The sequence below is a fragment of the Aeromicrobium jepli genome (assembly GCF_047246605.1).
Lineage (GTDB): Bacteria > Actinomycetota > Actinomycetes > Propionibacteriales > Nocardioidaceae > Aeromicrobium.
In genome coordinates, this window is sequence record NZ_JBFOKO010000003.1 from 187,458 (window position 1) to 211,391 (window position 23,934).

Genomic DNA, 23,934 nt, shown 5'->3' on the forward strand with positions numbered 1-23,934 from the left:
CCGAGAGCGCCCAACTGGCAGACCCAAGCCCGTCCGGTCGTTGATCTCGATCTGCTGCGACGATCGGTTCGGCGCGGGTACCCTGCAGCGCATGGGGAGATCGTTGAGCAGGCAGGACGTGACGCCGTGGCTGGTGTCGGCCGCCGTGGTGGCGGTGACATCGGCCGGGTTGTCGGTCGTGATGCAAGGCGAGGAGGAACCTGCCGTCGCGGGTAGTGCCGCGGTTGGTGTGTCTGCTGCGGGTGAGCCACTGATTCGTTCGGTGCTCTGCAAGGGGGAGCAGCAGCCGACACTGACTGTCGAACGTGCCACCGGTCCCGGAAACGTCGGGACGGTCGCACGATTCGAGCCGAAGCACACCATGACGGACAGTTCGCAGTTCCCTGTCGAGAGCGTCTCGACCGACTGGACGAACACCGCTGGGGGATTCCGGGTGGCGGAGCAGCCCGCCGGTGAACTGGTGGTGGGGGCCACTGACACATCGGACGGCAGTCACGTCAACGCGGTTCGGGTGACCGCGAACGACTGGCTCGGCTTGAAGACCGGACAGTGGCTTGTCACGGACTGGACCGCAGACGGTCCGGTCAACAAGACGCTCTCGGCTCGGGAACTGACAGGGTTCGCTTGCGGTTGACGCGTGCGTCTGTCGTCATGGACTCAGTGTGTGCGGCGCTCACGGCAGAGGCCGGAAACCCTGATTTTTCGGGGTTTCCGGCCTCTTCGCGTCGGGCTGGCGGGATTTGAACCCACGGCCCCTTGACCCCCAGTCAAGTGCGCTACCAAACTGCGCCACAGCCCGTCGACAAGAAGAAACCATACCAAGAGCCGCTCCCCGGACTCGAACCGGGCACCTCCCCATTACGAGTGGGGTGTTCTACCTGATGAACTAGAGCGGCGAAGACCCTGCGAGAGGGTCAGCGGTGAGAGTGGGGATCGAACCCACACGCCCCCGTGAAGGGGCAACCTCGCTAGCAACGAAGCGCCGCCGCCATCCCTCGGCTGGTCTCACCCGATGACCTGACGGCCGCGGGTGGGCAGAATCCGTCAGGGTGTTGCAGAGATGCTCAGACTGAGCCCGAGCGCGTCGACGCATTCGACGCCGAGTGCCAGATCCCAGCGACCCTTCGTGAGCATCTTGGCGACGCTCTCCTCAGGGATCGAGAGGGAGTCCGCGAGCACGGACACCGCCCCGGGGTTGCTGGCGACATGACTGGTGACAACCGAACGGATGTCGGCGGCCAGACGGTTACGAGTCTCGTACATGAGTTTCTCCTCTCGAGGACGTGAGTTGGATCGACGCCGTGCGCGTCGGATGGTTCAGAGTGCAGCAGTCGGCGGTAGGGACGGGGATCGAACCCGCACGCCCTCGTGAGAGGACCAACCGTTTTCCGGACGGTGACCGGCAGCCAACCATCGGTTTGCCCTACCCGGGCGCGCCGACCTCAGAGTCAGCGCACGGACTTGAACGAACTGCCCGCCCGGACCACAGGGTCGTAGGAGCGAGGGTTCGTCGTGTCACCCGCCGTGTGCGTCATCGTGGTGACGGTCTTGGCTGGCTTGGACTTCTTCGTGTTCTTCTTCATGAGTTCACCCCCGAGGGAGACCACCAAGACTGGCGATCTGGTCCTCGGGGATCCCAGACAGGAGAGACACGGCCGTCACTTCGCGGTCCGGGCTGGACGCGAGAACAGCGAGCGTCGCGGTGACGTTGCGTTCGAACATGTCGTGTCTCTCCTTCCTAGGTTCTGTGTGGAGCCGCGGGGAATCGAACCCCGGTCCTCTGACTTGATTCAACAATCCGGTCGACCATTGCAGATTGCCCCCTGCCGGGGTCACGCGTTCGGTGCTGGTTGCGGTGGCACCCACCGGGCCCGTTGGTTCCAGCGGTACCTGCTGGGGTCAGAAGTGATTGGGTTGGAACGGCTCACTTCCACGAGTCATTCCCGGGGGACCGTGCGAGATCCATGTCTGCACGGTGGCCGGTTCAGAGCCCAAGCCGTCCTCGTTCAAAGACTGAGCCGGTGCCGAGTAGCCTCGGCGGTCGGATCAGGCAGCGACGAGAGCCTCGGTCGCGAGGAAGGACTCGATGTCCTTGATGCCCTCGGCGGCCTCGGCAGCGATGTTGTCATCGGCATTTATAGGGTTGCCACACTGTTACACGATGTGTGACGGTTCGCGGGTCGCGAAGTTGCTTGCACTTGCCAAAGTCGAAACCGATCGGCCCCGAGTTGGGTTATGCCTCTGTTCAGTTGTTCACCCAGTACAAGCCCGAGTGCCGTTCCTTCTCGATCAGAGAGCGCGTCGCTCTCAGATCCACGCTCGAAGCGCGACGTGATCACGCCGCACCTTGCGGCCCGATCGGGACGGGAAGCCCGTCACGATCACACATGCGACGAAACTTCCGTCGCAGCAGAGGGAGTGGGATTCGAACCCACGGGCGACGCTTGCACGCCGCCGACCGCTTTCAAGGCGGCTCCGATCGTCCACTCCGGCATCCCTCCGAAGGTCACCGAGGTGACCAGAGCCGGTGACGAGGGTCGAACTCGCAGCCTTCTCCTTACAAGGGAGTTGCACAGCCATTTGTGCTTCACCGGCGGGTTAAGAACACTTCTTGTTCTAGTCAAGGTCCGATCTTCGCGCCTTCTCGATCATTCCGAGTCAGTACGATTTACCTTCGGCGTAACGCAACCGTCTCGAGGCCCGACCGCGTCCCTTGTTCCGACTCTTGAACGTCGGGAGTTGGGAATCGCAGTTAGGACACACCAGCCGGAGGTTGTCAGGCGAGTCATCTTCGGGATTCCCGTTGATGTGATCCAAGACAAGGACAAGCGGAGCACCTTTCCACTCTGTCCCTACTGGGCAGAGCGCACAGGTGCCCCCTTGGCGCTCAAGAATGTGCGCTCGAATGAATCTACTTCGCCTGCCGATCTTCGTTATCTCGCCATCCAGCCATCGCTGGACATACTTTGCTCCTTCATGGGCGGCGAAGCAGGCGTTCGAGCAGAAAGTGCTTTGGTATCTCCTGCGCTTCGGACCACCGCAGTGTTGACAGATGTGTTTCCCGCCGCGGGCCCGATTGTTGAACGTGGCGGCGCAAGACCGCGAGCAGAACCGCGGATTGGCGTGCGACTTGCGGCAGGTAGGACAGGTCATCATCTATGACAAGTCCCGGTCGAGCCCCGTTCCCGATCAGAACTCGATGTCAGAAGCATCCCTGTCCGGCGCCGACGTACCCGATGACCTTGCGGTCCTGAGCAGAGATGGTCCACCGGGACTGCAACCGCTTCATGATGGTGTCGCCATTGGGTGCGTGACCGATGCCGATGGCGTGGATCATCTCGTGCAAGATGACGCCTCGGCGGGTTTTGTCGGCCAGTGAGGGGCGCATGAGGATCGTGGCGGTCTTCAACCCGTAGTACGAGGTGCCGTTGACCTTCGGGGTGCGGGTGACCTCAGCGGTACCTGCCGCCGCGTTGCTCTTGGGGTTCTTGTACGTGACCTTGATCTGCGCGGACTTCGACGTCGAGTACCGCAGGTTCAGCCCGGACACCTTCGCGGCCTCGCTGATGGCGGCCTTCGTGTCGGCGAGTGCGGCGTTGCGCTTGCTCGACGACATCTTCGACACGTCGACCGACACGTTCACCGCGGTGCACGGGTTCCAGCGGGCTGGCTTGTCGTTGTCGAGGTACATGAACCCAGCCTTGGAGCCGGGCTTGGCCATGCTGGTGTTCCGGAGGTAGCGGACCTTCTGGATGCGTGAGGTGACAGTCTTGCCGATGCGCGGCTTGTACACCATCCGGAACTCACGGATCACAGGCTTCGACGAGGCAGGGACCGTGGGCGCCTTGTACGTCCGCGACCAGCGTTCCCGCTTCGTGCTGTTGGTGCTCTGGCTGCCGTACCGGTACCACTTGCCTCCGGCTACTCGCTGGTACCACTCGTACAGGCCCGCGCCTTCCGTCCGCAGCGTCAGACGCGCAGACGTGTTGTCGGCGCGGACGTGGATGATCGGTGTGAAGTCTCGACCGTCGAACGTGGGGTCGAGGCGGCCGATGGTGTACGCGTTGGCCGACGAGGGCGCGAACGCGATCGCGGCGACGAGAACGAGAACAGTGAGCAGGCGCATACCTGTAGATATGCGGCGCGCGTCACACGGTTGTTCAAGCAGAGAGCCTTGGGGTGAACGACGGGACTCGAACCCGCACGGAGAGGCTATCTCCACCGGGATCACAACCCGGCGCGGCTGCCAATTTCGCCACGTCCACCATGAACGCGATGTCTCGCGTCAAGTGCCCGAAGTGGGACTCGAACCCACACGGCCTTGCGGCCACCGGTTTTTGAGACCGGCGCGTCTACCATTCCGCCATTCGGGCGCTACTTGCACTGTTTACCGACCGGTGCCGTCGTTGTGGCCTCCCCGGGACTCGAACCCGGACACTCCCGCTTTTCAGGCGGGCGCGCTACCTGTTGCGCCAAAAGGCCAAGAGCGTGGTCCCGGTTCGGGAGGGCCGGTGAGCCGAACATGCCTGACATACCGGGCTCACAAGTCCCGATGTTCGGTTCCTCGACCCTCCCGCCCGAAGTTGAAGTGCTGTACTTCTCACGAGCGGGCTTGTTCCCGCTCACCACACATAAGGTCCGAAGACCAGACGTTCTCGATCAGAACTCGAAGATTCTGCTCGAAGCGCCCCTCGAGGGATTCGAACCCCCAACCTCCCGACCCGGAATCGGGTGCGCTATCCGTTGCGCCAGAGGGGCAAACCACGCTCAGTCGAGCGAGATGAAGTATCGCGGGAGTCCGCCGGACCGGTCCTCATCGATCACGGGATCCTCGCTGTCCAGCGACTCGATCGCCATCTTGAACTCCTCGAAGTCGTCCCAGTGCTCGTCGTGAACGTGTTCTTCGAGTTCGGTGAAGTCCACACTCGTGCCGTCCGCGGTGACGAACCCTTCGAAGTACGGGGTGTAGGACTTGTTGCCGTGCTGGTCGTGAATGATGTTGTGGCCGATCTCGATTCGGTCAGCGCCCGGAGCGTAGTCCCGAGCCAAGTCGCGACCCAACCCCTTGATGAGTTCGATGTTCTGAGCCTCGTTCGCTGTCTGGATGGCGCCCCGCACCTTCCACAGCGCCATGTTGTCCGGAGCCTCTTCACCGAGGTACTCGCGCAGTCCAGTGACGTCGTAGCCGTTCTGCTCGGCATCGTCGAGGATCTGCTGTAGGCGGGTCCGGTTGTCCGGTTCGAGACCCGCGAGGATCGGATTGAGCGCCTTGCTGGACTCGTCGCGTTCCTTGGCCGTGTACTTGCCGTCGGACGCGTGCTTGTGGCCGTTCTTATCGAGTGTCATACCCGGTCAGGTATGCGGGGCAAGTCAGGATGCGTCCCGAGTGAGCCGGACGTAGGTGCGGTCATCGAATGACACGAACCCCAGACTGGGTGCCTTCGTTCCGGCGTGACGACCGATGCGAAGCGGGTCACGTAGCAGGTCGTCCTGCAGGTACGTCTCGGTTTCGTCGAGCGTCGAGAGAACTCGGGGGTACCCGTCCGACGCGATGGCCACTGCGGTTACGTTAGGGCCGACCGTCCACTTCTCGATGAACTGGTCAGGGATGTGGCGCCCATCCACGGCCGCGAACGCCAGATCGCCGACATCGGCGCGGTTCCGGAACGCCACCTCGCGACGCAAGGAGGGGAGGATCAGCGCGCGGGCCGGGTCATGTTCGAGGAGTTCCTCTACGGTGGCGCCTTCGGCGAGCAGCATCCTCAGGTAGTTGGATCGCATCGCGACGTGTACGGCCTCGACCTTGTTCTGAACCGCGAACACGTCGGTGCCGTCGGTCCATGTGACGTCGCCGACCCGGACGACCGTGCCATCGACCTTGTTGAACGCGGTGAACACCGCAGAGGGGCGTTCAGGCGAGGACGGCTCCACGGTGCTACCGAACAGGTCGTCGTAGCGCAGGTTGATGGCGGTGAGCAGGTCTGTCGTGGTGGCTCCGGGACCGGCCGCCGTGAACACCTCGGCGATCAGCCGGGAGACGTGCCAGCCGCCGGTACGTCCGTTGAGACGGTAGCCGGACTTGTCGCTGGTTCCGTCGCACACGACCGTCCAGATGGGTCCGTCCGCGTAAGTGTCTTCGTTGTCGTCGTCGTGTTTGGTCTTGGAGGCGGTGAAGGCCTCGACCACATGGAAGGTCATGCCCTCTTAGATGCGGCCCTCAGCGGTTCACAGGTCACCGAGGGAAACCATCTGCTCCTGTTCGCGGGCCTTCTTGAACGGGGCCAGTTCCTCCTCGGGGACGACTTCGGCTTCGACGTCCATGTCCAACTGGCTCGTGTCGATGACGACCTCGTTCTCGCTGCGCCCGCCGACCTTCGCGAGTACGAAGTCGCGCGGGATCTCGGCCCGGTACACGTGTAGTTGCTTGCCGCCGTGCTTCGTCCATCGGGACGCGAACCAGTAGGCCGTCTCCAAGGAGGTTGTCCAACTCATGCCGTCGATCCGTTCGGGCAGACACCCGCGGTACACGGTCACGAACTCGGGAATGTCGTCCTCGCGAACGGCGGGCTCACCATCGACGGTGTAGCCGATCTGGTCGAACAGGTTGACCCACATCGCGGCTTCGACCTGCTTCTCGGGGTACTCGGCCATGAACCACGCGTTGTGGGTGGCCCCGGGAAGGTCGGCTGGGTCGAGACGCCACATGTTCACGAACAACGTGTACGGCAGGTCGTTACGACCAACTCGAGCCGACACCTCACTCCATGAGACGTTCAGTTCGACCACGGTGAATCACCATCCCTTTCGCCATGTCCAAGGGTAGTTGGACCATCTTGGCCGATCCGCGCTCATGGGCACGCCCGCGAGTTTAGGCTGACTCGGTGCTCACACATCCACGTCCCAGCAAGATCGCTGCAAGCCTATTCGTCGTCGCCCTGCTCTCCGGTTGTGGTAACGGAAGCGGAACCGAGAAGGCGGACAGCACGCCTGCGACGACCAAGCCGACCACCGTGGCGACGACCGAACCGCCCACCCTGACCGTTCACGCGTCCGTTGCCGTCATCAACATCAAGCAGACGTTCAGTGACGCGATGGAAGACGGTGAGACGCACGACTGCGAGGACGCCAGTACCGACGTGTACGAAGGGCTCAAGATGTCGTTGAACGACGCGACCGGGAACGTTGTCGGGGTGGCCGAAATCAGCCCGACCACGCAAGACATGAGCGAGTTCGAGAACATCTGCGCGTGGGACGCCGTGTTCACCGACGTTCCTACGGGCGGGAAGTTCTACACCGCCGAGATCGCCGGATACGAGTCCGCACCCGTGGCCGAGGAAGACGTCGCGACACAGAAACTCGTCATCGACGCGAACCCGGACTAACGAAACGTTAATCCGTTTCGAAGCACTGTGGAGAGCATTAGGCCTACGATCCGTGGCATGAAAATCTTCACCCCCGCGTTCGGCTGGTTCATCGGCGGCACCATCATTGTGTTCTTCGGTGTCATGATCATGACCAGCGCCGAGTACTCCGATCCCGATGCCGCCCTGTGGGGTTGGCTTCTCATGGGGTTGGGTTCGCTCGGTTGCCTCGTCGGTGTGATCGCCAAGGGTGTCGAGGTCGGCATGGCTGGTGTTCGTGACGCAGACGCGGCCCGCGAACGGGCTCGCGCCGACACCGAATCTCTCTGAACACGAGGCTCAGGGGATTCGACGCGAATCTTGGAGCGGACGACGGGATTCGAACCCGCAACCCCCTGCTTGGAAGGCAGGAACTCTAGCCAGTTGAGTTACGTCCGCGCGGTCGGTTCTCTCGCCACGAGTCAAGAACCTGTGAGCCCCTACGGCTCGCACAAGGCCCCGCACCCGACGAATCGGGGTTGCGGCCCGGCTGGACAGAACCCACCTCTCGTAGAGGTTGCATGCTGGGCACCGTTAGAAGGTTTGGACGTGACTCCGCATCGCCGCCACGTCCCACAGCCAGTACCCCACCACGATGCGTGGCTGCGCGTGAGTACCGCGTGACTGAGGCTGGATTCGAACCAGCAACCTCGGGATTATGAGCCCCGCGCACTACCGTTGTGCTACCCAGCCGTGACCCCGAAGGGCCAAGAACTTCTATGCGTCTCGTGTCCTTCACAGGACCGTGTTTGCGTAGACCCGAGTCACCCCGGGCCCGTGCATGTCGATCAGACCCGTGAGCCACTCGACACCGATCGGGTTCATCGAGTGAACCGTCACGATCGCGTCGTCCCACAGGATGTGGTTCTCAACGAGCCACAATGCGACTCTGCGGCTCGTGTCGTCTCCGCCTAAGTCGTGGTCGAACGAGATGCGTTCGAGGCTCACGGAGGCGCTCAGAGCGTCTGAGAGGGTATCCAGAGCCTCCTGCGAGGTCTTGGCCCACACCCAGTCGTCAGACGGGGGAGCGTGCCTGTCATCGATCCACAGTTTCACGCTGGAACCAAGCCCGCGGACACCGCCGAACCGATCAGTTCGTCCGCGTCACCGATCCACACGTCGTCGAACCCGCCCGCCTGCGTGATGCGCTCGGCGTTGACGAGCACGAGACGCTTGACCGTCCCGAACTGTGACGTCACCAGCGAAGCCGCCGGTTCCACCCACAGGCTCGAACCGACCACGACGATCATTTCCGCGCGACGCATGAACCGCTCCGCCGTCTTGTACGGCTTACGGGGGACACCCTCACCGAACAGGACCGCATCTGGTCGTGTTCTGTTGATCCCGCAGGACGGACAGAATGGCGCCTCGATCTGCTGCAACGAGTACGACTGGTGAACGGTCTTGCAGCGCAGGCATCGCAGATCCATCGTGCCGTGCAGATGGATGACGTTCGTTGAACCGGCAGCCTCGTGGAGGTCGTCGACGTTCTGTGTCGCGACCAGCACCTCGTGGTCCTGATCGAGCGACGCGATGAACTGGTGAGCCTTCGTCGGCTCGGCGGCGGCGATCGTCCGCACGAGCGGACCCCAATGCTTGACCCACAACTCGTCGAGATGGTTCCCGTACCGGATGTAGTGGGACTTCGCTTCCAGATCCTTGTTGACCCACGAGGAACCGCCATCGCGGTACGTGGGGATCCCGGCCGAGGCGGAGATGCCAGCACCGGTGAAGAACGCGATACGCATGATTGCCTCCCGGCTCGGTTGTCGTTCTGGATGAAGTGGTAAGACCAGCGCGGGCTGCTCCCTTCCGGGCCTGACCAACGTCGGTCTCGCTGGGGATCAAGGGCTCGAACCTTGAATAACGGCACCAGAAACCGTCGTGTTGCCAATTACACCAATCCCCACGGCGTGTGCGCGTGATGGCAGATGGGTTCGAACCACCGACCAACTCCGGCGTTTGGGAGACGCTCTGCCTATGCCCGCTCTCGCGAGGTACCGAGACGTACACCACCACGCTTCCCGCTTCGGAGCCAATCCCGCTGCGGCGAGGCACACCTACCTCGAACCTGACTTGTATCCCGCTGGGTCTCGCGGGTCGGACTTCGTACCGTTCAGAGTGCCTAGGTTCACTCCGTCATGTACTCGTCCAAGTACGTGGTGTCCTCCTCGTCGAAGATCGTGATGTCGATCCCCTTGAAGTAGACGTGGCCGCACCCGAAGCACTTGAGGATGATGTCGTCCCCGTACTGCTTCATGTGCTCGTGAGCGGGGTTGCACACCCAACAGGACCGCATGGTCAGGTCGGGCTTCTTGGTGAACGCCTCGATGCGTGCCGACTTCAACTCGTCGGCCGAGGTGTCCGTGTTCCGCTTCTCACTCATGCCGTCACTAAGACCAGAACCCGAACGAGTTCCGATCAAAGTCTGTGTCGGGCTGGCCGGACTTGAACCGGCGGCCTCACCGTCCCGAACGGTGCGCGCTACCAAACTGCGCCACAGCCCGTGGCTACCGGTTTCACTGAACGCCGTGCGTTCACTCACTCGATGGTGAGACGGTCGAGCGACTGCCCGCCTTGGGTCGTGTCGCTCCCGGTAATCCGCTCGTGCACCTGCAGGGACTCGAACCCCGAACCGCCTGCGTGTCACGCAGGTGCGCTACCAGTTGCGCCACAGGTACCCCGCACCTGCTCGTGGTGGAACCTCAATCGCCGACGATTCGACGCCTCACCGGATTATGAGTCCGGCTACTCGGCACGAGCAGGTGGGTCCACCGATTGACGACCCCCGTCGCGTTCCACACGCGACGGGGCGCCGAAGGCCCGATGGAGCCCAAGAATGGGGGGAGTCGGCTTTGTTTCATGAGGCTCAACGATTGTGAAGGTCGCTGTAGCGTTCCCCTCACGTTGCACCTGTCCCGGGCTCTCCCCGGGCACCATACGCCGACCCAGACACCGCTGACGCCCGTTGCCATTGGTTGCTGCGGTGTCTTGAAGGACGAACCGAAGTTCGTCGTGGTCTGTCTTGTCCAAGGACGCAAACTCACCGAACTCGATCAAGACGCGATCGCGTCCGGATCAGAGCGCGAGGGCTGGCATCTCCTCGTAGAGGTTGCCGTCCAGCAGGTTCCCGCCGGACTTGGACTTGATGCCGCCGACCTGCTTGAAGAAGAACGCGGTACCGGTCTCGGCGCACACATCCCTCACCTCACGAGCCCACCCAAGGTCGAGCGGCCTGTAGTTCGGTCCGGACTCGCCACCGACGATCACCCAGTCGATGCCGTCGAGCATGTCCGCCAGACCCGGCAGAGGGCCGAGCAGCGGCTCGCAGGACAGGAACTTGACCGCGGCAGGGGTCTGCTTCAAGTCGTCGATCCGGTACATGGCGTCCTCGTTCTCGACGCTGACACCCATCCAGATGTTCGGGGTCCACTTGAACCTGTCGGCGACCCTCTTGAGCCTCGTGGACCTCTTGGTGAGCACCTGAAACGTGTGGGGTGTCTCGTTCATGGTGGCGAACACCTTGTCGGTGAACTCCAACGGCACCTTGGCGTGCAGCAGGTCGCTCATCGAGTTGACGAACACCATGCTCGGCTTGCGCCAGTGTCTCGGCGAGTCGACCAGATCGGGGTGGATGGTGACGCCGAACCCGGGTCCGGACGTGCGCGGGTCGCCATCCTTCTCGTACCTCTTGGAGCCCATCGCTTTGAGCCTCGGCGCCAGCGTCAGCGCGTAGCAGTTGTCGCAGCCGGTCGAGACCTTGTCGCATCCCGTGACCGGATTCCACGTCCGCTCCGTCCAAGAGATGCCTGTCGTCTTGCCCATCGTCCTTCACCACCTTCCAGTAGCCGTTGTTGTCGTGTCGTCCAAGCCCCGGGCAGGGGAGAGGACCGATCGTTGTGCGTGGGCCCCGCCGGACTCGAACCGGCAACCCGAGGATTAAAAGTCCCCTGCTCTGCCAATTGAGCCAGAGGCCCGCACCCAGCCTGTCTCGGCCGCTGGGACGCCGCGGTGTGCCCGGAGGGATTCGAACCCCCAACCCGCCGATTAAGAGTCGGCTGCTCTACCGTTGAGCCACGGGCACCAGACTTGTTGAAGACCACCGGACCGTCCGAACGAGCCGGTACCGTGACAGTCATGGAGAAGGCCCTCGTCATCCAACCCGACGGCACCCTCGAAGTGAGACCGTTCGAGTCCGGGAACCTCGCCTCATTGAAGGCACTCATCGACGGCGGCTACCTCGAGTACATCCCCAACGGGGACGACGTAGCCATCGTCAACGAGGACGGACTCCGGTTGCGGCTTCCCTTGAACCCGAAAGCCACCGCAATCCTTGACCAACTCGGGTACGAGTGGAACGGAGTGCTGCTCGGGCCGGTCGCTCTCGCGTCCACCCAGATTCAAGAGATCACCTACCCCGACGGATACAAGGAGACCGACCGGGTGACCATCTCAGTCGCCGATGAGGTCATCGACCAGTTCATGCCCACGAACGCAATGTGAGCGTCGTGTGATTGTGGGACGGGATTCGAACCCGCAACCTCCGGCGCACCGGTGTTCAACCTCTTGAACTTCCCACCCGCCAACGATTGCGCCGGGCCCGGCCCTCACGTCGACGTCCAACGCTTCTGCCGTCGTCGTCCCGGCCGAGACACGACAGGCTCCACACTGGAATCACACAACAAGTGGCGCAGGCGGGACTCGAACCCGCATTCCCGAGGTTATGAGCCTCGTGTCCTACCGATTAGACGACCGCGCACCGGCCCGCACGAGGTGGGCTCTGGATGCTGTACGACCCGGGGAGCGCATCAACTCCATGCCCCGGGAAACACGGAAGCCAGCCAAGGGGGCGACCCTTGACTGGCTCATCGGGCACCTGTGACGATCCCTCGACGCAGATGACGTGCCCTACCGCTAGGGAACTTTCATCCTTGTGCCGTAACCGGAAGCCGAACCCTGCGGAGTCGCTCCGCCGTTCATGCCGCTTCCGGCCCGAGATGCCACTCTCGGTTATCGGTCTGACCCGGTGGCCACGGGTCTCCACGTGAGGCTGGTTCGCCGTACTCACCTGAGGCTTTCTGACGTACCTTCGTGCTTCCAGTTCGGGCTGCGTACCCGGCCACCACTGGCAGGCACCCCACTTTGCTCCCGCGTGAGGCTACGGCCCACGGCTCAGTTCCCCGCTGGCGGGCGGATCTGCCGTGAGTGACGCAGTGGTCCCGGTTGGAGTTGAACCAACGCCCTCCGACTTATCAGGTCGGCGATCTAACCAGACTGATCTACAGGACCAACGACGGTTTCGCTACGCAGGCACCGTCCGACCTTTCGATAAACACCCTTTGACTGGGGTGCTCGCTATCATGGGAGGAATCGAACCTCGACACAGGGGCTGCGCAGCCCGCCGTGAACTTCCCACGGGAACACCCGCCACGACACTGAGAGGCTCTCGCCCCTACATCACTACTAAGTCCCGAACCCACAGGATTCTCGATCAGGACTCTCGACTGGCTCCCCGGGTAGGAGTCGAACCTACGTCGCTTTGTCCTGATTCAAAGTCAGGCGGGCCCTGCCGACAGACCAACCGGGGATCGATACTGCAGCGGTGGGCTCCCCTCCCCGGGGAGCGACCCCGGTTGAGCCGGGTTTGCTCCGGCCCCGCACGTGCGGCTGGAAGGATTCGAACCTTCAACCTCCTGATCCGTAGTCAGGTGCGCTATCCGTTGCGCCACAGCCGCCAGTCTCCAACACGTCCCTGTTGGCTGGGTTCTTCGTTCGTCAGTTTCGGTGGAGAAGATGGGGCTCGAACCCACAACCTCCTGAGTGCCACTCAGGTGCGCTACCAGTTGCGCCACTTCCCCGGGCGCCAACACGTCCCTGTTGGCTGGGTTCACAGTGCGTCGAGCGGTGTTCGGGCGGGCAGCCAACCGCCGTGCTTTCGAGAGCACGCTGACCTCGACGTCCTGCTGGGCCAGATGCCTCCGGCCGTGTCTGTGAAGATGAGTGTCGGGAACGGGCGGTCTTCTACCGTCCTTCTCAGGCTTGCAGTGACGAACCCGCCGGTTCGGCTACGTGGCCTGATGCCCACCCGGTGTGACTCCGGCTTGGACCAGATTCCCTCGGTCTACGTCTCTCGGTGCGACCCGTGACACGTTGAACCTTGTGGAGCCTAGGGGACTCGAACCCCTAACCCTCTGCTTGCAAAGCAGATGCGCTACCAGTTGCGCCAAGGCCCCGCGGTGTCGGCCGGGCTCGCGAACCCAACCGACGGTCATAGAGATGGTTGTGCTTCTTCGACCCATACGGGCCGACTGGTCGGATTGCGAGTCCTCCCACGCCTTTACACCACGCCCCCTGTTGGAGGCCCCGGCTTGCGAATGCCGAACTTCTCATCCCTACTAGATCCGCACCCGCCGGTGCTTCACCTGTGGACCCGGGAGGATTCGAACCCCCAACCTGCTCGGTGTAAACGAGTCGCGCTAGCCGATTGCGCCACAGGTCCGTTGCCCGTTTCGACTTGCGTCCCGGTGGGCGTTCCGATGCTGTATTAACCGGCGAGGTGACTCACGAACCAGAGCGACTCCCTGTGGGTCGGATGGTTCGCGAGGGCGTGGCCTGCACGGAGGTCAGCACACAACCTCATGTCTTCTACATCTATTAAGCCCGCAGCCCTCACAGACTCGATCACGCCGCACTCTGCGGCCGATCCAAACGCGAATCGCGCTGCGATCACGGCGCCAAGGGCATCGCGATCTGTGGTGTGCCCGGAGGGACTCGAACCCCCGACCCGACGATTAAGAGTCGCCTGTTCTACCAACTGAACTACAGGCACCTAAGTTCATCACCGGCTTCCCCAACTCCCTAGGCAGGCCAGCCGCTATCGGGACTGGCGGGGGACTCGCTGCACCCATTCGAGACCGACCAACGTCTGCCTCCGGTGATGAACAGCACGGGTGGAGGGACTTGAACCCCCGACCTTCGGTTTTGGAGACCGCTGCGCTACCAACTGCGCCACACCCGTCCGACACCGCGCACCGACCACCTCGTCTGAGATCTGATGGTCGAGCCGCATACTCTCCGGTGACGAACCGGAGCCCCCACCCCGCAGGGTGGTTCTGGTCGGGATAGCGAGACTCGAACTCGCGACCTCACGCTCCCAAAGCGCGCGCGCTACCAACTGCGCCACATCCCGTGGTGCCTGACCGTGAACTCTCATCACGCTCGAGGTGCACAGGCCCTGTGCCCCTCGATGACCTACGTTCGGTCTCGGGCGTTTCCACGTCTTTGCGACTCGACAGCACGACCACCGTCTTGACGCGCACCCGCAACTGAGTCGGGACTTGCGTGCCGTTCCAACGTGGAGCGATCCTGACGGGACTCGAACCCGCGACCTCCGCCGTGACAGGGCGGCGCGCTAACCAACTGCGCTACAGGACCAACGTGCACACCCGGTGACTGGTGTACTGCCCATGACCGCGATCTACATCTGGGTCATGCGCCCCGCCGCCAACACGAGGTGTCGAACGTCGGATGTACGGGCACTGGCCGGGCCACCCCGGTGGTTCCAGTGCTGCGCGCCCGGACGTCTCCGGACGATTCGTGTGAAGCGAGCCGCGGCACGAAGCGACGACCTGCTTTCAGCAAGCCCGGTGACCCGGGCTGTTCGATCAGATGTGCCAGATTCGCTACCTTCGCAGATGTTGCAGATCTGGCACACGTGGAGTGACGCCCAGCCCGGCCAGCGGTGTCTCCACCGGCCGGACCGACGTCAGCGAGAGCCGACCAGTCGGGCTGAGCCCATCCGATCTTTACTCGCAGCACCCCCAGCGGGATTCGAACCCGCGTTACCGGCTTGAGAAGCCGACGTCCTTGGCCACTAGACGATGGGGGCAGGGTGGCGGGGGATGTCCCCGCCTAAAGGTGGGACGCCTCACGGAACCCCGGTTGGAAGAAGTGGATGTCTTGGCGTCGAACATGATGGCCGGATTCGAACCGACGGCCCTCCGGTTCCCCGGTCACTCTGCCGCTGAGTTACACCACTAGGCTTCGACACCCACTTCTCGTTCGCCACGGATTGACAGTCCCGCGAACCTCTGACCACTCCCGGGGACATGTCGTGCCCGTTCTGCGACCAGCCACATCAGCCCTTCAACGAGCCGTCACGCCCTCGTGCTGATGCCGTCACGATTGCCGACGTGACGTTTGGTACCCCCTACGGGATTCGAACCCGCGCTACCGGCTTGAAAGGCCGACGTCCTAGGCCGCTAGACGAAGGGGGCGCTGTGTGCTGCTGACAGAAGTAAGGGATCGAGTCGCAGCGTTCTCGATCACGATGCGCTTCGCATCCTGATGAGGCGCATCGTGCGCCGACATCACTGGGCTCCCCGACTAGGGCTCGAACCTAGGACTCTCCGCTTAACAGGCGGGCACTCTGCCATCTGAGTTACCGGGAATGGGTCTCGCCACGGGAGGTCGTCCCTGCGAGACATCTGCACGCTCCCACACCGAGATGGGAGACCCGTCCGTCCCGACAACGGAACGACCACCCGACCCGAAGGTCACGGCGGATACAGCCTGACTGCACCGCCAACCATCGACGGTGAGTTGTGCCCCACGAGGGATTTGAACCCTCACGCCCTTTCGGACACTGGCTTCTGAAACCAGCGTGTCTACATTCCACCAGCGGGGCGGGTGGTGCGGACCCACGCCCCGACAGGCTTGGGTCCGCGCGGCCACGATGACGTGGAGCCAATCCGGTCGCGGAAGTGTTACCTCAGGGCCGCGACCCCCTGCCGCCCAGTTGTCGGACCGGGCTGGTCACCGCGCATTCACTGAGACCGGCCGAACCGGTCTTGGTGAATACGAACGCTCCCCGACAAGGACTCGAACCTTGAACCCTCCGATTAACAATCGGAAACTCTGCCTGTTGAGTTACCGGGGATCGTGGAGGAGAGAGTGGGATTTGAACCCACGGACGACAGGTTCACCGCCGTCAACAGTTTTCGAAACTGTCCCATTCGGCCGCTCTGGCACCTCTCCGAGTTCCGGACCGCATCGGCATGAGGTCCGGCGTTGCACGGTTGGGTTCTCGAGGGCCCGTGCGCCCCGCCTCTTCGCGACCTTCACCGTTCGTTGCGTCCACAGGGATGAGGAAGGTTCCCTCTACCGTCCGGGTGCCGACCCGGACCGAAGTCTTGGCGCTGGTGCTCGGATTGGCTGGCTCACGCAGTCCAGCAAGACCTCCGGCTTTCCATCTTTGACAACCGGCACCGCGGTGCAGGTTGAGGGTTCTCGGGCGCCGCCGAACAGACCCACAAGATTGGTGAAGGTTTAGGTGTACTACCGGCCGTTCCGCCCTTGAACTACAGCATCCAACGACGTCACCCGTTGGTGTCGTCTCGCTGACGGGACTCGAACCCGCATCCAACGGTGGTCTTCCACGGGTCGTTTCCTGACCGTGTGACCACCCGCCGGGCTCCACCTTGCCTTCACCAGTGCGCAGAGAGGGATTTGAACCCACGAACCCGAAGGAGACGATTTACAGTCGCCGTGCTTTAGCCACTTGCATACCTGCGCGCGATACCTGCCATGCCGACCGAGACGGATGATCTTCGGTGACCCATTGTCGGGCAGAGCGGAGGTCCGCTCGGCCGTGCATGGCAGGTCGTGCCCCGGGATGGCGCCCGGGGCGATTGCTCTTGTTTCCACTGTTGAGTTGAGAATTATCAGTGCCGTGTCCGGGTCTTACGAGTTGCCTCTGCCCATCTGGCGAAGTCTGTAGTTGTGCTGCTTGTTTGCTCTTGGGGAAAAGAAAACCGCCCCTGAGAGTGGCTCTCGGGGCGGTCGGCGTGTCACCTGATGATGCGGTTACACAGATACCCCTAGAACATTCCACTCCTGCTTCGCGTCATACCCACGCGTGACCGAGGTGGATTCGATCAACGACGGTCGTGCGCAGGGCATGCCAACGAAGCCAGCGTGACGCTGGTTCAGGAGGGCTTGCGTGCTGCGCATCTCGGGTCGTTCCTTCTGGTCGGTTCTGCGTTGTCATGTTGACGGTGTGTGGGGCTTCTCAACCCCGTTCACCTCGTACAAGTCCCGGAGCGTCATCTTGCCCGATCACTTGCCGAAGTTCCCTTCACCATCTTCTATGCGACGACGGTGAATCACATCGACGTAGTAATCTATGCGGCGATTCGAGACGACATCAAGTCGATCTGGGAAACTTTCTTCACGCGAACGCGATCTTGTGACGTCTGGCGGCCACATCGCGGACCATCTGCGACGTGTCGATCGTCAACGAACGCAAGGCAGAACTCGTGATCGCGTAACCCGTCGCGACGGCGGCTCGAACTTTTTCAGATTCGTCGGTTGCGAGAAGGTCCGCGACACCGGATCTGAGGTGCGGGTGACGTGCGACAGCGCATCGGACGTCCTCGCACGGGTCGGCAGCCATGTCCTCGAGCAGGTACGAAGTCATCTTGAAATGGGACGCTGCAGCGGCCCGGATCTGCTCGTCGTGGTCGTGGAGAAGTTCCACCAGTGTCGGGTACGGCAACTTGTGATGACGGACAGCGACGAGCCGCACATCCAGTGCCGCGTGGCGTGCGGCATCGTCGATCATCGAGGTCGGTGCGTCGGGGTCTGCCACCCGGTCACGCAGGTCTTCCATACCCGGACAGATGCGGCGATCAGAAGTCCTCGGTCACCTTCGACGGGTCCGGTGGGGCGACCGGGATGATGACCTGACCGGTTTCCGGAATGACCACAGGCGCGGGTGCTGGGGACGCCGCAGGGGCACTCACCGGAGTGGTCGCTTGAGGTGCTGCAGGAGCAGCGACCGGGGTGGTGATGCCGGGCAGGTCCGGGATGCGTGGCGGCGCCAGCAGCAAGAACATGACCCCGCACTCGGCAGCCACGTCGGTGAGCACGTCAACCTTGCGGACACCGGGCAGGATCTCGTCATGCAGGTCCGGGTCGTTCGCGACGACCTTGGCGACACCCGGGGACTCCGACAGCACCTCGAGGAGACGGTCTGCGACGATCCAGCCGTAAGCGGAGTCGCCGGTAGAGTCGTCCTCGTTGACGTCGACGAGGTCTTCGAGAGCCCACTGGCCGACAGGTCCGGTCTCGAACTCGGTGAGGTCGTTCGCGAGCGAGGACCAGTCCGGTTCGGGCAGCGGCTCATCCTCGACCGGAGTCTCGACCGGCTCGTCGTTGGCCGGGGCGACGTTCAAAGCCGGGTAGTCCGGCACCTCGTCGCCCGCGGCGCTGGTGTCGAGAGCGGGGAAGTCAGGCACCTCATCGCCATTGGTGTCGAGGGCTGGGAAGTCTCCCCAGTCCAGTTCCTGCTCCGGGTCGGCCGCTGGCGTGAAGTCGTCACCCCAGTCCAGTTCCTCACCATCGTCGGCCGCGGTGTCCCCGTCAACCTCGCCATCGTCGTCATCTCCGACGATCTCGATGCCGAGCGCGGACAGGTCGTACTCCTCGCCCTCATCCAAGTCTTCCAACCCGAGTTCGAGGGACTTGAGCACGATGTCGTCGGACGCGACGGTAGGAACCAGCGACGGACCCTTGCTCACGACGGAGAACGCCACGTCGTCCAACTCGATCGGCTTCGGCAGGTACTCCTCGATGTCGAGTCGCCGGTCGTTGGTCACCTCCGGGACACGCTCGATGAGGTTTGCGCGGTACTCGTCCGTGGGCGCGTACCAGAACTGGATCACCTCAGCGAGATCCTCAACCGACTCATACAAGCCGCGACCCTTCGGGATGTACTCACCGATGTCGGGCGCGTTGAACGGATCACGCAGGGCTGACATTCGGTCGCCGTTGGAGGCCTTGCCGAGCAGGATGCGGGCTAGGTTGGTGCGGAGATCCTTCACCTCGTCGTCGAGGTCGGCCGCGACCAACTTCTGGGTCATCAAGAAGATGTGCACGTCAGCCGAACGAGCCTCAGCAGCGAGACGACCAGTGAGGAAGCCGATCCGCTTCTTCGACTCGTACGTTTGCATCGCTTCGAGGCGCGCCTTCTCGATGTCGGGGTTGTCCTCCGGCTTCGTGGACGGCTTCTTGCCAGCCATCAACACGCCCTTGAACTCGTCGATGAACACGACCATCGGCGGGGGCGGGGTGTCCCACTCGCGGACGTGACCGGCGCCGACCCGGCCGGAGATCTCTGCGCGGCGCTTCACCTCGGCGTACACGGCCTCCATCGTCGCCAGCGCCTCAGGGACGTTACGCGCGAACGCGACGCACCGGTCCTCCGCGAACTTGAAGTCCGCGCCCTGCTTCTGGATGTCGATGACGGCGACGTCGAACCCCTGCACGAGGGCTCCGTACATGAGGTTCTGCGCCGACACCGACTTGCCCGATCCTGACAAGCCCAGAAGCATCAGGTGGGCGTTGTCCTTCACGTCGATCGTGATGGGGCGACCCTCGATGCCGGTCGCGAACGGGATGACCTTGTCGAGCGTGTCCGTGTACTCGAAGTCGTACGAGACCGGGTACGGCATCGGGGACTCTTCGCACGCCAGCAGACGAATGTGCGCTGGGTTGTTGTCCGGGTTCGGGCGGATGTCGATGAACGCGTTCGAAGTGGTCGCCATCAGACGCTTCTTCGCCTGACGAACCTCCTCGATCGACAGACCGGACGGCAAAGTGAAGTCGAGCACCTGCACCTTCTGGTTGTCGGGCAGAACATCGACCTTCGTCAACTTCGGCGTCACACCGCCGACGCCACGCATGTTCGCGTCCAGCCACGCCTGCTCCCAGTCCAACGACACGAGTTCCGGCATGACAGTCTCATCGACCGGGGTGACCCTCTTGGGGTTCGCGCCAGCGATGATGATGATGCCGTCACCAGTCGGGGACTCGGTCACGCGAAGCCAGTCCGACGCCCACGCCTGCTTGATCTTCTGCTGCGCGCCACGCACCTCCGCCAACGTCACGCCACCGTAGAGGCGAACCTTGATCTTCCAGATGTTCCCTCGCGAACGAGGTCCGGTCAGGCACTGGACGTCGTACACCTCCGGCTGCGCGAGGCGGGCAGCCTTGAACGCCTCGTTGACACGGCCACGAAGGACCGCGTGCTGGGCAGGCATCGCTCCGGTCGGACGCATCGGGGGCGTCAACTTGTCCGGGTTCGCCGGGATGGGGCCCTCGGACCAGATGACGTCGAACGCCTGAGGGTGACGTTCACCGCGACGGCTCGAACGGTGCAGGTAGCCGGTCGTCGCGACGAACGGGATGTGCTCCAGCGAGGTCTTCAACTTCTCCTCGAGCCCGAAGTACGTGCCAGCGACATCATCACCGCGCAGGGTCACGAACGTCTGCGACTCGATCTTCGTGCCGTCACGCAGTTCGAACTGCTTGCGCAGCGAATGCTCCACGACCGGGAAGTTCACGTTCGTCTTGAGCACGTTCGTCCAACGGTCGATCCACGTGTCCTCCTCACGGATACGGCGGACCGCTTCGATGACGTCCACGTCGGCGCGAGGTTGCGCGATCTGGCGGGCGTCGATAAGGGGCTGCTCGGGGTCGTCGAGGACACCAGCGAACATGTGGAGGTAGTTGCGGTGCTCGAAGCACACGTCCACACCCAGACGACCCGACACGAACCCTTCAAGGTCGGTGTGGCACCACTTGAGGTCAGGACCGAACGGGAACTGGATCTCAACCATCCACGTCGCCGGGGCGGGCCCGGACGGTGAGACAGGTTGCGGGGCCGCAGCGGCGTCCCGTTCGGCGTGCTCGGCGCGAATCTGCTCAGCGACCTCCGGAGGGAAGTCCTTGAGCATCTCCTCCAAGTCGTCATCGGTCTGGGCATCCTTGTCGGCCGTACCCGCCTCGGGGACCTCAGGTTCGCTCATGTCCGTGATCAGGTGCACGGCGCCGATGACCGGGGCCCCGGCACCCATCTCGATGGCACCACCGACGACCGCGACCTCGAACGCCATCTTCGCGATCTCCGCATCGAGGGTCGCGTCGGTCATGTCGGGCATGCCGTCACTCGTGGTGGTCACGATCCGGAACCGGAGCGGGTGCTGGGAGTTCGGGATGGGCTGGCCGTCACCGTCGACGTTCTCGACCGGGAGGATGAACACCTGCGTGTTCGTGCCGATCGCGGGCACGATCTTCGGAGCCATCTGGTAGAAGAACGCCGCACCGACACCACCGGGAGCGTCGAACGTGTCGATGATGAACGGGCCGACCTCCTGACGGTCCACGAGATGAGGGGCTCCGTCGCCCTGCTTGAGCATCTCCCAACGGGGCTTCCACTCCTCGCGAGCCTTCACCACGACACGCCAGTGACCGATGGACAGGTTCGACCACCACGACCCGATCGCGGTCAAGCCGCCAGCGAGCGCGAACAGCAGGTACCCCAGAATGCCGGGCATCTCGTAGTTCAACTTCGGGATGAGCGTGAACGCGTACCCGAGGGTCCACAACGTTGCGGCGCCACCGACGGCACCGGCAGCGAAACGCCACGCGAACCCGAGCAGGTCGTCGGGAAGTTTGCGGACCGACCCGAACCGGGTGCCCGGGCACGGTTCACCCATCGGAGAGTTCCGACGTCGGGACGCGGCAACCTGCTCAACGAGGACGTACGCGACGAACGCGGACACCCACGGCATGATCTGGTCGAAGTACGCGCACACGGCAGCGGCCACCAGCGCGAAAGCCGTCGAAGCGAACACCGGCCAGCCGGGCATCCAGTCCGGGTTCGGGGAGAACATCCGCCACTTCAAGTCCGACCAGAACCGGTACTTACGGATCGCCTTCGCCTCACCGGCGTGCGCGGGAGTCGGATACCCGTTCGAGTCCTTCTTGCCGGTCAACTCCGCGGGCGGGTACAGCCACGCGCCCACGATGAACGCGAGCCACGCGACGATGACACCGGGCAAGTGCAGGCCGACAGTCAGCAGGACGGCGAGGGTGATTCCTGCGCCAGCCAGACCCGGAGCAACGGCCGGATGCTGTTGTGTCTGGGCTGCGGCGCGACCTCGACCTCGAGGTGCTGGGCGACGGGAAGGCATGTCAGTTCAGATGCGACACAAACAGGTCGACATCGGATCGTGGGGTCGCGAAAACCCCGGAGGACTCGGGCATGTGAACCGCAAGACCGCCGGGGAGGTGAACCCGATCAGTACAGGAGTTTCGCCAGCGCGTTCACCACGTCATCGTCGGCGTTGTCGTTCGCCCACTTCTTCCACGGTCTGCTGTTCAATACGCGCCCGACAGCACGACCGAGCCCGTCCGCGTGGATGACGCGCGCGCCGGGGAACCGCAACGCCCACACGTTGAGGGTCTTCTTGTTCGACGACGGCCACACCGCCACGACAGGATGCACGACCGTCGCCTTCACGCCCTCACGCTCGAGGAACCCACGGACGGCCTTGGACGCCATCTCCATCGTCTTCTTCTCCGCGTGGGGGACACGATCCCGGCCTCGATACGAGCGACCACGGAATGTCCAGTAGAAGCCCGGCTTCCATTCCTTCGTGTCCAACAGCAGCACCCGGCGCCCAGACACGACCACATGGTCGATGTTCGCGGACACGCCCTTCATCGGGATCCGCAGGTCGTGCAGGATGCTCGGCCCGCCGTCACGTGACGCGAGTTCGTCGAGGAGCCGGGCGGTACGGATCTCGCCCTGCTTGCCGCGTTTGGCAGCCGAACCGTCACCTTGTCCCCACGTGGAGAACTGGTCCAGTGACCCTCCGGCCTTACCGACGACGCGGCCCTTGCGCGGCTCCGCCATCAGAACAGGCCAGCGACGATCTGGAACAGGAAGAACGCGACGATGAGCACAAGCACACCGACGATGACGAACTGGCCGCGGCCGTTGACCCAGTCGGCGACCTCTTCGTCGGCCTTGGACCGCTTGGCGGCGTACCGCTGAGCGAAGGAGCGGCGCTGTTCGGGGGAGAGATCAGACATGCCCCCTGATATGCGACGACATCAGGGGGCACATCATGCAGATGGAGGGAAGGGTCAGCGGGTGCGGAGTCCCTCGTCGAGGCTGGTGAAGAACTCCGGGTACTCGCCGATGGCGACGGTGGACGCGAGGAGTTCACCGGTGACGATCTCGAAGCGGACCAGTTCGGTCAACGGGTCGCGCTTCGTCTTGGGCTTCTTGTAGATGACGACCGTCATGTGGCGGTCCTGCTGGCCGGTGGCCTTCATCAGGTCCGGGATGAACCGCGACATGGTCTCGATGTTGTCCTCGCGGGTCAGCCACTTGTCACCCTCGCGCAGGAACAGGTTCAGGTTCCCGTCGGTGAACGTGACATGGGACAGGTACGGGAAGACACGCAGGAGAGCATCGGAGATGCCCTGCTCGAACGCGACATCCGTCGAGGTCATCTCGACGTAGTCGCCGATGGGTGCTCCGGCCTCGATCTCTTCCTTCACGGCGTTGCGGATGATGGTGCGCTCCGCCTCGATCTCCTTGCCGAGATCGGTGATGCGTCGCAGGTGGGTCTTGAAGTTCATACCTTCTCTAAGGGTTGACTGCAGGGATTTTCCGATCAGA

The 23,934-nt window shown here is 63.2% G+C and carries 19 protein-coding genes, 37 tRNA genes and 1 other RNA gene; 4 read left to right on the top strand and 53 right to left on the bottom strand.

Translation table 11 applies throughout. The features are described from left to right. Positions 1-118: 118 nt before the first annotated feature. Positions 119-634, top strand: a complete 516-nt coding sequence (locus AB3M81_RS07835; protein WP_412903367.1) for a hypothetical protein — start codon at positions 119-121, stop codon at positions 632-634. 91 nt (positions 635-725) lie between these two features. Here the strand turns inward: AB3M81_RS07835 and AB3M81_RS07840 are convergent. From AB3M81_RS07840 to AB3M81_RS07920, 17 genes are all read right to left on the bottom strand, one after another. After that, positions 726-799: transfer RNA gene (locus AB3M81_RS07840), tRNA-Pro, on the bottom strand. Positions 800-823: 24 nt separating this feature from the next. Beyond that, a tRNA-Thr gene (locus AB3M81_RS07845) sits at positions 824-896 on the bottom strand. A gap of 22 nt (positions 897-918) precedes the next feature. After that, positions 919-1,010 (bottom strand) — tRNA-Ser (locus tag AB3M81_RS07850). Positions 1,011-1,044: 34 nt separating this feature from the next. Beyond that, a complete protein-coding gene (locus AB3M81_RS07855) occupies positions 1,045-1,263 on the bottom strand; it encodes a hypothetical protein (RefSeq protein WP_412903368.1) in 219 nt (72 codons plus the stop codon). Positions 1,264-1,335: 72 nt separating this feature from the next. Beyond that, positions 1,336-1,428, bottom strand: a tRNA-OTHER gene (locus AB3M81_RS07860). 20 nt (positions 1,429-1,448) lie between these two features. Next, positions 1,449-1,583, bottom strand: coding sequence for a hypothetical protein (locus AB3M81_RS07865; protein WP_412903369.1), 135 nt, complete (start codon positions 1,581-1,583; stop codon positions 1,449-1,451). A 164-nt stretch (positions 1,584-1,747) separates the two neighbouring features. Then, positions 1,748-2,225, bottom strand: a transfer-messenger RNA (tmRNA) gene (gene ssrA / locus AB3M81_RS07870). Positions 2,226-2,410: 185 nt separating this feature from the next. Further along, positions 2,411-2,501: transfer RNA gene (locus tag AB3M81_RS07875), tRNA-Ser, on the bottom strand. 21 nt (positions 2,502-2,522) lie between these two features. Then, positions 2,523-2,595, bottom strand: a tRNA-Thr gene (locus AB3M81_RS07880). 607 nt (positions 2,596-3,202) lie between these two features. After that, positions 3,203-4,126 carry a hypothetical protein gene (locus AB3M81_RS07885; RefSeq protein ID WP_412903370.1) on the bottom strand — a complete coding sequence of 308 codons (924 nt, stop codon included), beginning with the start codon at positions 4,124-4,126 and terminating at the stop codon, positions 3,203-3,205. Between the two features lie 49 nt (positions 4,127-4,175). Further along, positions 4,176-4,265: transfer RNA gene (locus AB3M81_RS07890), tRNA-His, on the bottom strand. Between the two features lie 25 nt (positions 4,266-4,290). Beyond that, a tRNA-Leu gene (locus AB3M81_RS07895) sits at positions 4,291-4,373 on the bottom strand. 36 nt (positions 4,374-4,409) lie between these two features. Beyond that, positions 4,410-4,482 (bottom strand) — tRNA-Phe (locus AB3M81_RS07900). A gap of 203 nt (positions 4,483-4,685) precedes the next feature. Continuing rightward, positions 4,686-4,758 (bottom strand) — tRNA-Arg (locus AB3M81_RS07905). Positions 4,759-4,767: 9 nt separating this feature from the next. Beyond that, positions 4,768-5,346, bottom strand: coding sequence for a hypothetical protein (locus AB3M81_RS07910; protein WP_412903371.1), 579 nt, complete (start codon positions 5,344-5,346; stop codon positions 4,768-4,770). 24 nt (positions 5,347-5,370) lie between these two features. Next, positions 5,371-6,198: a hypothetical protein gene (locus AB3M81_RS07915; protein ID WP_412903372.1), complete on the bottom strand. Its 828-nt coding sequence runs from the start codon at positions 6,196-6,198 to the stop codon at positions 5,371-5,373. A gap of 27 nt (positions 6,199-6,225) precedes the next feature. Next, a complete protein-coding gene (locus tag AB3M81_RS07920; protein WP_412903373.1) occupies positions 6,226-6,711 on the bottom strand; it encodes a hypothetical protein in 486 nt (161 codons plus the stop codon). 170 nt (positions 6,712-6,881) lie between these two features. Here AB3M81_RS07920 and AB3M81_RS07925 point away from each other — a divergent pair, with 170 nt between their 5' ends. Further along, the gene (locus tag AB3M81_RS07925; protein WP_412903374.1) at positions 6,882-7,382 is read left to right on the top strand and encodes a hypothetical protein; all 501 of its coding nucleotides are present in this window, start codon (positions 6,882-6,884) and stop codon (positions 7,380-7,382) included. A gap of 57 nt (positions 7,383-7,439) precedes the next feature. After that, complete coding sequence (locus AB3M81_RS07930; RefSeq protein WP_412903375.1) at positions 7,440-7,691, top strand: hypothetical protein; 252 nt, start codon at positions 7,440-7,442, stop codon at positions 7,689-7,691. A 31-nt stretch (positions 7,692-7,722) separates the two neighbouring features. Here AB3M81_RS07930 and AB3M81_RS07935 read toward each other — a convergent pair. The 12 genes from AB3M81_RS07935 to AB3M81_RS07990 all read right to left on the bottom strand — a co-directional run bounded on the left by AB3M81_RS07935 (position 7,723) and on the right by AB3M81_RS07990 (position 11,484). Next, a tRNA-Gly gene (locus AB3M81_RS07935) sits at positions 7,723-7,799 on the bottom strand. Positions 7,800-8,021: 222 nt separating this feature from the next. Continuing rightward, positions 8,022-8,093: transfer RNA gene (locus AB3M81_RS07940), tRNA-Ile, on the bottom strand. A gap of 42 nt (positions 8,094-8,135) precedes the next feature. Then, positions 8,136-8,456 (bottom strand): cyclic-phosphate processing receiver domain-containing protein, encoded by a 321-nt coding sequence (locus AB3M81_RS07945; protein ID WP_412903376.1) that lies wholly within the window; start codon positions 8,454-8,456, stop codon positions 8,136-8,138. After that, complete coding sequence (locus AB3M81_RS07950; protein WP_412903377.1) at positions 8,453-9,148, bottom strand: SIR2 family NAD-dependent protein deacylase; 696 nt, start codon at positions 9,146-9,148, stop codon at positions 8,453-8,455. The genes AB3M81_RS07945 and AB3M81_RS07950 overlap by 4 nt, the downstream gene beginning before the upstream one ends. 89 nt (positions 9,149-9,237) lie before the next feature. Then, a tRNA-Gln gene (locus AB3M81_RS07955) sits at positions 9,238-9,309 on the bottom strand. A 13-nt stretch (positions 9,310-9,322) separates the two neighbouring features. After that, positions 9,323-9,417: transfer RNA gene (locus AB3M81_RS07960), tRNA-OTHER, on the bottom strand. A 114-nt stretch (positions 9,418-9,531) separates the two neighbouring features. Further along, on the bottom strand, positions 9,532-9,786 hold the full coding sequence (locus AB3M81_RS07965) for a hypothetical protein (protein WP_412903378.1): 255 nt from the start codon (positions 9,784-9,786) through the stop codon (positions 9,532-9,534). Between the two features lie 47 nt (positions 9,787-9,833). Next, positions 9,834-9,907, bottom strand: a tRNA-Pro gene (locus AB3M81_RS07970). Positions 9,908-10,008: 101 nt separating this feature from the next. Continuing rightward, positions 10,009-10,081 (bottom strand) — tRNA-Val (locus AB3M81_RS07975). A gap of 397 nt (positions 10,082-10,478) precedes the next feature. After that, complete coding sequence (locus AB3M81_RS07980; protein ID WP_412903379.1) at positions 10,479-11,225, bottom strand: DUF5131 family protein; 747 nt, start codon at positions 11,223-11,225, stop codon at positions 10,479-10,481. Between the two features lie 79 nt (positions 11,226-11,304). Beyond that, positions 11,305-11,377 (bottom strand) — tRNA-Lys (locus AB3M81_RS07985). Positions 11,378-11,412: 35 nt separating this feature from the next. Further along, positions 11,413-11,484, bottom strand: a tRNA-Lys gene (locus AB3M81_RS07990). A 53-nt stretch (positions 11,485-11,537) separates the two neighbouring features. Here AB3M81_RS07990 and AB3M81_RS07995 point away from each other — a divergent pair. Further along, positions 11,538-11,903, top strand: coding sequence for a DUF3846 domain-containing protein (locus AB3M81_RS07995; protein WP_412903380.1), 366 nt, complete (start codon positions 11,538-11,540; stop codon positions 11,901-11,903). Between the two features lie 12 nt (positions 11,904-11,915). On the opposite strand, the gene AB3M81_RS08000 is transcribed toward AB3M81_RS07995, so the two are convergent. From AB3M81_RS08000 to AB3M81_RS08115, 24 genes are all read right to left on the bottom strand, one after another. Next, a tRNA-OTHER gene (locus tag AB3M81_RS08000) sits at positions 11,916-11,979 on the bottom strand. 107 nt (positions 11,980-12,086) lie between these two features. After that, positions 12,087-12,159 (bottom strand) — tRNA-Ile (locus AB3M81_RS08005). Between the two features lie 455 nt (positions 12,160-12,614). Then, a tRNA-Ile gene (locus AB3M81_RS08010) sits at positions 12,615-12,689 on the bottom strand. Positions 12,690-12,905: 216 nt separating this feature from the next. Beyond that, a tRNA-Gln gene (locus AB3M81_RS08015) sits at positions 12,906-12,988 on the bottom strand. A gap of 74 nt (positions 12,989-13,062) precedes the next feature. Further along, positions 13,063-13,135: transfer RNA gene (locus AB3M81_RS08020), tRNA-Arg, on the bottom strand. 50 nt (positions 13,136-13,185) lie between these two features. Further along, positions 13,186-13,258, bottom strand: a tRNA-Ala gene (locus tag AB3M81_RS08025). 302 nt (positions 13,259-13,560) lie between these two features. Next, positions 13,561-13,633, bottom strand: a tRNA-Ala gene (locus tag AB3M81_RS08030). A 192-nt stretch (positions 13,634-13,825) separates the two neighbouring features. Further along, positions 13,826-13,899, bottom strand: a tRNA-Val gene (locus AB3M81_RS08035). A gap of 254 nt (positions 13,900-14,153) precedes the next feature. Further along, positions 14,154-14,229, bottom strand: a tRNA-Lys gene (locus AB3M81_RS08040). A 116-nt stretch (positions 14,230-14,345) separates the two neighbouring features. Beyond that, positions 14,346-14,418: transfer RNA gene (locus tag AB3M81_RS08045), tRNA-Trp, on the bottom strand. A gap of 95 nt (positions 14,419-14,513) precedes the next feature. Then, a tRNA-Pro gene (locus tag AB3M81_RS08050) sits at positions 14,514-14,589 on the bottom strand. Positions 14,590-14,760: 171 nt separating this feature from the next. Then, positions 14,761-14,834 (bottom strand) — tRNA-Asp (locus tag AB3M81_RS08055). A 381-nt stretch (positions 14,835-15,215) separates the two neighbouring features. Continuing rightward, positions 15,216-15,288 (bottom strand) — tRNA-Glu (locus AB3M81_RS08060). Positions 15,289-15,600: 312 nt separating this feature from the next. Then, positions 15,601-15,676 (bottom strand) — tRNA-Glu (locus tag AB3M81_RS08065). A gap of 101 nt (positions 15,677-15,777) precedes the next feature. Then, a tRNA-Asn gene (locus tag AB3M81_RS08070) sits at positions 15,778-15,850 on the bottom strand. Positions 15,851-16,004: 154 nt separating this feature from the next. Beyond that, positions 16,005-16,086, bottom strand: a tRNA-Leu gene (locus tag AB3M81_RS08075). A gap of 179 nt (positions 16,087-16,265) precedes the next feature. Further along, positions 16,266-16,338: transfer RNA gene (locus AB3M81_RS08080), tRNA-Asn, on the bottom strand. A 3-nt stretch (positions 16,339-16,341) separates the two neighbouring features. Continuing rightward, positions 16,342-16,436 (bottom strand) — tRNA-Ser (locus AB3M81_RS08085). A 456-nt stretch (positions 16,437-16,892) separates the two neighbouring features. After that, a tRNA-Tyr gene (locus tag AB3M81_RS08090) sits at positions 16,893-16,973 on the bottom strand. Between the two features lie 655 nt (positions 16,974-17,628). Then, positions 17,629-18,069, bottom strand: a complete 441-nt coding sequence (locus AB3M81_RS08095; RefSeq protein WP_412903381.1) for a hypothetical protein — start codon at positions 18,067-18,069, stop codon at positions 17,629-17,631. A 19-nt stretch (positions 18,070-18,088) separates the two neighbouring features. After that, positions 18,089-22,303 carry an FtsK/SpoIIIE domain-containing protein gene (locus AB3M81_RS08100; protein ID WP_412903382.1) on the bottom strand — a complete coding sequence of 1,405 codons (4,215 nt, stop codon included), beginning with the start codon at positions 22,301-22,303 and terminating at the stop codon, positions 18,089-18,091. A gap of 239 nt (positions 22,304-22,542) precedes the next feature. After that, positions 22,543-23,160: a nuclease-related domain-containing protein gene (locus AB3M81_RS08105; protein ID WP_412903383.1), complete on the bottom strand. Its 618-nt coding sequence runs from the start codon at positions 23,158-23,160 to the stop codon at positions 22,543-22,545. Beyond that, positions 23,160-23,339: a hypothetical protein gene (locus AB3M81_RS08110; protein WP_412903384.1), complete on the bottom strand. Its 180-nt coding sequence runs from the start codon at positions 23,337-23,339 to the stop codon at positions 23,160-23,162. The genes AB3M81_RS08105 and AB3M81_RS08110 overlap by 1 nt, the downstream gene beginning before the upstream one ends. Before the next feature lie 54 nt (positions 23,340-23,393). Continuing rightward, the gene (locus AB3M81_RS08115; protein ID WP_412903385.1) at positions 23,394-23,894 is read right to left on the bottom strand and encodes a hypothetical protein; all 501 of its coding nucleotides are present in this window, start codon (positions 23,892-23,894) and stop codon (positions 23,394-23,396) included. Between the last annotated feature and the right edge of the window lie 40 nt (positions 23,895-23,934).